This is a genomic window from Sulfuriferula sp. (assembly GCF_054605375.1).
This window is the reverse complement of sequence record NZ_JBTSEG010000052.1, coordinates 1-9,032: the sequence shown is the minus strand read 5'-3', so window position 1 is coordinate 9,032 and position 9,032 is coordinate 1. Positions and strand designations below refer to the sequence as shown.

Sequence of the window (9,032 nt, the reverse complement as noted above, 5' to 3'; positions counted from 1 at the left end):
CGATCGACGGGGCCGAGGCGCTGTTCAAGAATAACGGCATTACCAGCTTTGCAACCTACGATACCATGCCGCTTGAACTCGAAGTGGGCATCATCTCGTCGAGCGGAAGGCGCTATTTCGAGGTCTTGAACAAGCTGGATCAATTGATGCCGTTGCTCCAGACGCTTGAGATCCATGAAGTGATTACGCCGCGCGATGCAGACATTCAGCGCGCTGGCTTCAAACGGGCGATCCGCAGTGTAGCAGGAACCGCTCGCAATCTGGCCACCGGGTTGAGACGGCGCATGAATGAATTCTCGTCCAAGGAGGCCGAGCATGAGCGCTTGAAGGCAGCGGCGGGCGACGGGAAAATTGAATCGGCTGAAGAGGAAGCGAGCCCGGCCGGGGGCGAGGAACTGGATGATGGCAAGGAGCAGTTACCCGTCCTGCCGCACGAAGCAGCCGACGTAGAGGCGTCCACGGAAAAAGTTGCCGAAGAAAAGAAACCGCGTCGGAAAACGTCAGCACCGCTGGCTCAGCGTGAAGCTGTCGAAGGAACTGAGAGTTAGGTACCCCAAGCGACTTCGCCGCGAACGCTGGAGTAGGCAGCTTTTGGACGAAGACGTTTGCAGTATTTCAGGCCCGGCGCGCGATATGCCAACCGAAATTCTTCCAAACCAGAAGCGTTTTCGCTATCGCACCGAGCGCTGTTTGTTGCGGCTCTTGAATTTGTTTTGCATCTGATTTACGGTCTCATTAGGTCGCACAACGTTGCGGCCGCAGTGCTCGAAGAGCGCTGAACCCGTCGCATTATGTGCGGCGGCGTTGCAGTCGATACCTGCCCTTCCATTCGCGTCCGATCCAAGCTGTTCCTAAGCGGGTACAGGTCGGAGATCGCGGCCAAATTCCCTGAGTGTTTCTGTTATTGATCGTGTCCTTCGTGTGCCTTTTCATGCATGCGAGTGCGAACGCGATTTCCAATCCACACCGATCGGCCGGGACTGCCGTGGTGTGTTGTCGAGCTTTGAAATCCCTACCGACCCTGCGAAACTGGCCTAGCATGGTCGCGACAGAGCGGGTCACCTTCTTCCATCCGGCGCGTGCCGGTGAAAGGTCAGATCATGTCAGCAACGCTTTCAACCAATATAACTCTCCCTGAAACTGGTTTTCTGCGGCAACCGCAAGTATTGACCTTCGTTCCCATATCCAAGTCTACCTTGTGGCGACGCGTGGTGGCCGGGACATTCCCGGCACCGGTGAAGCTTTCACCGCGAGTGACCGTTTGGCGTGTTGAAGACGTGCGGCGCTGGATTGCCGAGCAAGGGGCGCAGACCTGACTGGAATAATCCTGCCATGGGAGCCGCTCAATGGGTGTAACGTCGGACGAGGCCGACCATGACGCCGAAGATTTCCAGTTCGCTCTTTGGACGGATGACCGGGTAGGCCGGGTTGTGGGGTTTCAGGATGAACTTACCGCGCTCGATGCCCAGTTCCTTGAGGCTAAATTCGTTGTCGACGATTGCCACGACGAAATCTCCTTTCCCCGCAGGTTTGCCCCGCTCCACGACGGCAATGTCCCCGTTGTGTATGCCGGCATCGGTCATGGAATCCCCCTTTACCGTAATCATCACGGTGCGGGAAGGATTGTGGACCACGTAGTCGTCCACCAGGAACGACTCAGCACCCACTTCGCCGACCACGATGGGCATGCCGGCCGGCACCTTGCCTTGGGCGAGGGGTCGTTCGAAGAAACGAGTTGAGGGAATCCAGGCGTCGTCGTCGGGAGTGCGTTCGACAAAGCCCTCCGTCTTCAGCCGATGAAGTAGCTTCCTAGAAGCAGTCTTGGAGGCGAACCCCATCAGTTCGCTGAGGCGCCGCAAGGAGGGGATACGCCGACTGTCGGCGTAGTAATCCTGAAGGCGGCCTAGATAGTCCCGGTCCTTGTCGCGCTCGTCCATTTTGCTCACCATCGGCGTTAGTTGACGGGTGTCTGTTCGAGCACTATAGTAAGTGAACGAACGGACACCCGTCAACTACATGGCTTCACCGGTAACAATAGCTCCGCACCTTGCGCTATTGATCAGGCCCGTCCTGTAGTGTTGCCGTGCTCGTCAGCAGGTATTATCAGCAGCAGAGGGGACGCCGTATAGAAGTTACTCCCCGAATCCCGGGCCCAATCGTCGTCAGTAATCTTGATTGGGGGCGAACTGGAGAGATTAACCAATTCTATTGCTTGTCAAATGGAGACTCCCTCCAGTATCATAGATTTATGGCAAACATCATTGAATCGCAGCTATATAAGCCGTATTTTTCCGGCCACGAGACGTTTCCTCTACGTCAAATGTGGCTGAAGAAGGCGTTCAATCAACGAAGCCGCGAAAACATCGTCGAGAAAAGCAAGTTTTCAGACGAAAGCTCCATCGCTCGCTTTGGCGTCGGCAAAAACATGGTGTCGTCCATCCGTCATTGGGCGATTGCTTGTCGGGTCATCGAAGATCCCAAAGACCCACATCTCCCGTTCACCATCACCCCCTACGGAGAGGCAATCTTCTCGGACAACGGACTTGACCCCTATTCGGAAGACCCCGTTACTGCATGGTTCGTACATTGGTGTTTGGCCGGAGAAGGTCATCGCGCTACTACATGGTTTTGGCTGTTCAACCGCATGACAGCGCCTACTTTTACACGGGACAATTTGCTCGCCCCCTTGACTGACTACGCGCAAAAAAGAATGCAGCGGTTGTCGCCATCGACGTTGACCCGTGACATCGAAACCTGCATCCGTAGCTACATACCGCGGGTTGGAGGCGGATCGACCGAGGATTTCGCAGAACCGATGCTCGGCGAGCTTGGTCTTGTTCACGAGGAACAGAAAGGGGTGTTTTCGTTCCGTCGGGGGCCCAAGATCACCTTGTCCGACGGTATGTTTGCTTTTGCATTGGTGAGCTATTGGCGGCGAACGGCCTCTTCGGAGTCCTCGCTCGCCTTCGAAACGATCGCATACGGAGATGGGTCGCCCGGACGTGTGTTCAAGTTGGATGAGGATTCGGTTGCCGAGCGCTTGTTTGGCTTGTCCGCCCTTACGGGTGGTCGGTTAACGTGGGACGACACTGCCGGGTTAAGGCAGGTAATGCGCCGTTCCTCAGATTTCGATTCGATCGAACTCGACATGCTGAGGGAGGCCTATGTCTGAAACAACCTCCAATATGATAGCCGCTCACGTTCGCATAGCGCGGCACTATCAGCGATCGATACGTCTCGATGTTGATTATGGTCGTCCGGACGCCTTGGAAGGCTACATTTGCCATGGAACGGCCCATGGTGTTTTGGACAGCATGGCTCGACAGCTGTTGGAAAGCAATCAACGTGCCTTTACGTGGACAGGGCCATTCGGTGGTGGCAAGTCATCCCTCGCTTTGACGTTGGCCTCGGCCTTGGGTAGGGACGTGGCACTTCGCAGCAAGGCGCGCACCGCCCTTCATCTCAAAGCATTTTCTCATTTTGAAAAAGCCATGCCCGTGAAGCGCGGCGGGTGGTTGATCCTACCGGTGGTCGGCAAACGCGGCAGCGTGGTTCAAGAGATTGCGCGCGCATTGGCAAAAGCATTGCACCCTGGCGAGCGAACGGACATGCGGAAAGCGACACCGACTTCCGTAATTGAGTCGCTCTGCGATGCATCTGCTGATAAACGCTTCGACGGAGTATTGTTGCTCATCGACGAAATGGGCAAGTTCCTTGAAGCCTCGGCAACTGGTGGGGACGACGTTTATTTCTTCCAAGAGCTTGCCGAGTCAGCAGCTCGATCACCCGGCCGGCTTGTGGTGATCGGTATTTTACATCAGGCCTTCAAGCAATACTCCGCTCGCCTTGGACTAGACAGCCGAGACGATTGGGCCAAGGTTCAAGGGCGCTTCATTGACATCCCTCTCATCGCCGCGAGCGACGAGGTCGTAGAACTCATCGGCCGCGCCATCGACACAGATGTAAAGCACCCCTCCACTGCTTCTATCGCGGCAGAAGTTGCCAACACCATACAGCGACGTCGTCCGGCGGTTGGCGAGGATTTCGCCAAGAGTTTGGATCGCTGCTGGCCTTTGCATCCAACCATGGCGGCTTTGCTCGGGCCGGTATCAAAGCGTCAGTTCGGTCAGAACGAGCGAAGCACGTTCGGCTTTCTGGCGTCGGTGGAACCTCACGGCTTTCGGGCCTACCTCAACGAACAACCCCTGAGCGAACATGCTTGGTACCGACCGGATCACTACTGGGATTTTTTACGTGCCAACCTCGAACCGGCCATCTTGGCATCGCCCGATGGTCATCGATGGGCTCAAGCATTGGAGGCCGTCGAACGTACCGAAGCACGCGCTCAGGCTCTTCACATTTCGTTGATCAAGAACATCGCTGTCATTGATCTCTTCCGGAACGGTTCAGGCCTGGCCGCGGAAGAAGCTGTTCTTTGTTCAATCCATCCGCACCATGCGCCTGAGTCGATCAAGCAGGCGCTGGATGATTTGGACAAATGGCGGATCGCCATTTTCCGTAAACATATCGGTGCCTGGTCAGCGTTTGAGGGCAGCGACTTTGACATCGACGCGGCGGTCTCTCAGGCTCGGGGCACCCTGGCAGATCTTGACCTTGATCTTTTGATGCATCTGGCCAATCTCCATCCTGTAGTGGCCAAAAAACATTACCACGAGACCGGCACCTTGCGTTGGATGAGCGTGACCCTATGCTATCTCGGCAACGTGGCGCAGCACTTGGAACGCTACAAGCCAACAAACGGTGAATTTGGGCAGTTTGTTTTGGTGTTGCCTGGGCACGGCACGTCTTTGCGATCGGCACAACGGCAATGTACGAGCCTGATCGACAACACGAAGGAACGCGGCCATCCTGTGGTCTTGGGGTTGCCCAATAACCACGTTCGCATCCACGAGTTGGGTTTGGAACTGCTGTCGCTCCAATGGGTGCAGCAGCGGCCGGAACTGGAAGGCGACTCGGTGGCACGTCGCGAGGTGCTTGCACGGACGGCAGCGGTCCGTGCAAGCCTTGAAGAAGCGTTGCGTGCGGCGTTCACGCAAGCACGTTGGTTAGGGATCGAGAAAGAGAGTGGTGAGAGGCTCCGTCTTTCTGCCGTGGCCTCTACCTTGGCGAACAAGCTCTACAAGCATTCGCCGCGCCTCTTAAACGAGTTGGTCAACCGCGATTCGTTGTCTTCGAACAGCGTAAAGGCTCGGCGTGACCTGTTGTATCGCATGCTCAACCACGAGCAGGCAGAAGCCCTTGGTATCGAAGGTTTTCCTGCCGAACGAGGACTCTACGAATCGCTTTTGAACAGTACCGGTTTACACTCCTTCGACGAGTCTGGAAATTGGCGCTTCATGCCGCCCAAGTCTGGTGTGTCACGTCATTTTGCACCGATGTGGAAGATGACTACCAAGCTGTTCGCCGATCATGATCAGCGAGTCGCTGTGTCGGATATCTACACGCGTTGGTCAGAAGCTCCCTATGGAATCCGGTCGGGGGTGCACCCGATTCTTTTGATGGCGTTTTTGCTGTCCCACAAGGAAAGCATCGCGGTTTACAAAGACGGGATGTTTGTACCGCGGCTCAGCGAGGCCGACCTCGATGAATGCCTTCAGGATCCTCGTCGCTTTTCGTTGCGATGGGTAACCATCGATAACGACCGCGCGCAAATTCTGAATGGGATCGCGAATATCCTGTCCTCACTCACCGGTAGCAAGGTTGTTCCAGACCCGTTGGAGGCAGCACGTGGTCTGGTCGCTATGGTTCTTGATTTGCCAGTTTGGGCACAACGCACCCATCAGTTGTCCGAGTCCGCGCGTTCTGTACGCGATACCTTGTTGAAAGCCAGCGATCCGCACAAGGTTTTGTTTGTCGATTTGATGACCTTGCTTGGCAGCCGTTCGTCCGAGGGATACATCAAAGCCCTCCACGACCCTCTGTCGGAGTTGGTGACGGCTTATGATCACATGTTGCAGAAGGTCACCGATCAAATGTTGGAAGTATTAGACGCACCGGCCGATGCGTTGGACCAATTGCGTGAGCGGGCGGTGACGGTAGCGGGAATTTCCGGTGATTTCCGTTTGGACGCGTTTGCCACACGTTTGGCATCTTACGAAGGGCGACGTGACAACATCGAAGGCATCCTGAGTCTGGCCGCCAACAAACCTCCCAGGGACTGGAACGACCGCGACATCGACATTGCCCTCTTGGCTCTCGCCGAATGGGCACTTCGTTTCCGCCAGGTTGAGGCCCTAGTGTCCGTCCAAGGCCGCTCACCGACCCGTGAAGCGTTCGCGGTAGTGATTGGCACAGGTGGTTCGAGCAAGACGGTTTCACGAACATTTGACATCGCCGAGCGTGAAAAGCCGTTGGTCACAAACCTGGCTGCAACAATCATCGATCGGATCGCCAACCAAGGAATTAGACCAGATGTCCTGTTGGCGGCGTTGGCCGCAGCAAGCATATCCATCGTTGAAACCAACCAGCAGGAGTAAAGATATGGCTGAACGACACGTGTTGGGGCTGTCGGGCGGCCGGGATAGCGCTGCGCTAGCGGTCTTCATGCGCCAGCATTACCCCGAGATGCACATTGACTACTTTTTTACGGACACCGGCAAAGAACTGCCCGAGGTGTACGAGTTCTTGGGGCGTCTGGAAGGCTTCCTCGGCAAACCCATCTTAAGGTTGAACCCGAGACGTGATTTCGATTTTTGGTTAAGGCAGTACGGTAATTTCTTGCCATCTGCCCAAGTGCGTTGGTGTACACGTCAGCTAAAACTCTTGCCATTTGAGCAGTGGGTCAAACCGATGCTCGCGGCCGGAGATATCGTAACCTCCTACATCGCTATCAGGGCAGATGAAGACTACCGTGAGGGTTATTCCTCAAAGCAAGCCAACCTTGTTATCAAAATTCCGTTTCGTGAGCACGGAGTGGACAAAGCCGGGGTCATGGACATCCTTGAAGCCTCTGGCGTCGGGCTCCCCAAGTATTACGACTGGCGTTCCCGTAGTGGCTGCACATTTTGCTTCTTCCAACAGAAGATCGAGTGGGTCCGTCTCAGCCGCGAACACCCAGATGCCTTTGAAGAGGCCAAAGCCTATGAAAAAACAGCCCTCGAACACGGTTCCCCCTTCACTTGGTCACAAGGTGAACCTCTCAGCGATTTGGAAAAACCGGAGCGCGTCGCTCAGATCGAGAAAGACTTCGATGAACGACGTAAGCGGGAGATCCGCCTTCGTCCGATCAACCCGTTACGTCCGGTGAACCTAAACATCGACCTTGATGAATTGTTTTCGGGCGACGAAGGTGGCGGGGCTTGTTTAGTTTGCCATAAGTGATATGCAACGCATTCGCCATAAATTTCTGCGAGGAAGCATAAACGCTTAGAGCGCTCTCTCTTGACATGCAAACGGGCTCGTTTGGCTAACGCTAGGCTGGAGACCGTGAACTATAGTGACAACTGTTCTTTGAAACCAGGCAATGAGAATGGCCTGTTAAGTTCCTCACAGTTATAAGCTGCGTCTTGTAAAGTGCTGGCAGTAATGTTCATTACGTGATGGTAGCGACCAAGGTACGTGGCAAGCCAATCAAATAGCCGAAAGGCTTTCCAAGCCCAGTCGTATTGCATATAACACAGGCGCGCCAAGTGCTCGATTTCTGCAAGAGATGGGGGCCCCCGCGTCTCTCGCTCTAGATCGGATATACAGCCAATAAGGGCGGAAGTAATGTCGAGATACATGACTGCTATTCCGTCATCAACTTTGCTTCTGACCCCTTCGTCGAGTTGAAGTGCAAGAGGTCGAACGATTTTCTCACGAAGGGAATCAGCGAACTCCAAGAGAAGCACATTATGCTTAGTGAAGCTCCCTAGTATCGCGACACCGAAGATTTTTTGCACAATTCCTATACACTGCTGAGCGGGGAGCGACCTAAGTTGCGCAGAGAAGCACCTCGTTGCCTGCCAGGTCACATCGTAGAGTCCAGCTTCAATTAGTGTCGCCGGAACATCCACATCGAGCTGTTCATCTGGATCGTAATCGATCAACAGGTAGCCGAGTTCGCTGAGGCTATTGCTTAGATGCTCAGCAGCGCCAATATCCAAGAATCGACGCGCTGCACCAAGGTAAGCTTCATATGCTTGGTCGTTGTGATTTAGATGCGCATTGCAGTTGCCGATCTGATGCAGAACTGAACCGTAATTAACTTCGTCCTTTGTTTTTTTCATCAGAGACAAGGACTTTCTATAAATATCAAGCGCCTCGCTGGGCTGATCCGAATGCTCATAGACAAAGCCCTGCTCCATAAGGGCCAAAGCGAGCATACGTTCGTCCGTGCAGGTTAAGAGCCCTTCATTTTCATACTCATCAGCGTTATCACCTTGATCGGTCTTCCCGGGCTGACACTGATCACGACTGAAACACTCTGCAGCAATTTGGAAGTAACCGAGAGCGTCATCCATGCGCTGGTCGGCAAGTGCAAGTTGGCCTTCTGCCATAGCAGTATGGCCCCTCATCCTTGGGTCGGCAGTTCCGCTTGAAAGCTCAACGATTTCCTTGACGGTGTTGCTAACCAGCAAAGAATCCCCTTCTCGTCTGCCGAGCACAATGAGCTGCAGAAGAAGTTCGGTAGCTGCGCCAATCTTCCCTAAACAAACGGCGGCGTTGGCGCCGGCACGCATTATTTCAATGCCGCGCCTTGATAGCCCACTCACAAAGCAAAATACCTGTAGGCTGGAGGCTAGCGATCCTATGTAGTCCAAATACTTTGGTTGTTTATCAGCTCGTCGCACTGCCTCGTCAAAAATATGAGTGAAATTAGGAAACTCCTGACCAAACCGGACCATGCCGTAGGCAACATCTCCGGCAACAATGTACTTCTCATCCAGCACTGCGGCTTGAATAGTGTGAACTTTCGGCATCATGGAGCCATTTCGTTTCCGGCATAAAGGAGCCAGTAGATTGTCGGCATAAAGGAGCCACTTTGTTTCCGGCATAATGGCGCCACCGGATTTCCGGCGTAATGGCGCCAC

7 protein-coding genes are annotated in these 9,032 nt (G+C 54.5%); 5 read left to right on the top strand and 2 right to left on the bottom strand.

The features are described 5' to 3' along the window. The coding region (locus ACYCZJ_RS16055; RefSeq protein WP_461555233.1) for a hypothetical protein at window positions 1-548 on the top strand (548 nt) is incomplete at its 5' end. A gap of 552 nt (window positions 549-1,100) precedes the next feature. Continuing rightward, window positions 1,101-1,316 carry a helix-turn-helix transcriptional regulator gene (locus ACYCZJ_RS16050; RefSeq protein WP_461555232.1) on the top strand — a complete coding sequence of 72 codons (216 nt, stop codon included), beginning with the start codon at window positions 1,101-1,103 and terminating at the stop codon, window positions 1,314-1,316. A 27-nt stretch (window positions 1,317-1,343) separates the two neighbouring features. On the opposite strand, the gene ACYCZJ_RS16045 is transcribed toward ACYCZJ_RS16050, so the two are convergent. Further along, complete coding sequence (locus ACYCZJ_RS16045) at window positions 1,344-1,937, bottom strand: LexA family protein (RefSeq protein ID WP_461555231.1); 594 nt, start codon at window positions 1,935-1,937, stop codon at window positions 1,344-1,346. A gap of 311 nt (window positions 1,938-2,248) precedes the next feature. On the opposite strand from ACYCZJ_RS16045, the gene ACYCZJ_RS16040 reads away from it, so the two are divergent. The 3 genes from ACYCZJ_RS16040 to ACYCZJ_RS16030 are packed head-to-tail and all read left to right on the top strand — an operon-like array spanning window position 2,249 to window position 7,341. Next, complete coding sequence (locus ACYCZJ_RS16040; RefSeq protein ID WP_461555230.1) at window positions 2,249-3,172, top strand: DUF4007 family protein; 924 nt, start codon at window positions 2,249-2,251, stop codon at window positions 3,170-3,172. Further along, window positions 3,165-6,497, top strand: a complete 3,333-nt coding sequence (locus ACYCZJ_RS16035; protein ID WP_461555229.1) for an ATP-binding protein — start codon at window positions 3,165-3,167, stop codon at window positions 6,495-6,497. Before ACYCZJ_RS16040 ends, ACYCZJ_RS16035 begins: the two co-directional genes overlap by 8 nt. 4 nt (window positions 6,498-6,501) lie before the next feature. Then, a complete protein-coding gene (locus tag ACYCZJ_RS16030; protein WP_461555228.1) occupies window positions 6,502-7,341 on the top strand; it encodes a phosphoadenosine phosphosulfate reductase domain-containing protein in 840 nt (279 codons plus the stop codon). A gap of 110 nt (window positions 7,342-7,451) precedes the next feature. Here ACYCZJ_RS16030 and ACYCZJ_RS16025 read toward each other — a convergent pair. Beyond that, window positions 7,452-9,032: hypothetical protein (locus tag ACYCZJ_RS16025; protein WP_461555227.1), on the bottom strand; the 1,581-nt coding region annotated here is incomplete at its 5' end.

Coding starts and splice junctions, on each gene's coding strand:
- ACYCZJ_RS16050 (WP_461555232.1), top strand. CDS start 1,101: ATGTCAGCAACGCTTTCAACCAATATAACTCTCCCTGAAACTGGTTTT.
- ACYCZJ_RS16045 (WP_461555231.1), bottom strand. CDS start 1,937: ATGGACGAGCGCGACAAGGACCGGGACTATCTAGGCCGCCTTCAGGAT.
- ACYCZJ_RS16040 (WP_461555230.1), top strand. CDS start 2,249: ATGGCAAACATCATTGAATCGCAGCTATATAAGCCGTATTTTTCCGGC.
- ACYCZJ_RS16035 (WP_461555229.1), top strand. CDS start 3,165: ATGTCTGAAACAACCTCCAATATGATAGCCGCTCACGTTCGCATAGCG.
- ACYCZJ_RS16030 (WP_461555228.1), top strand. CDS start 6,502: ATGGCTGAACGACACGTGTTGGGGCTGTCGGGCGGCCGGGATAGCGCT.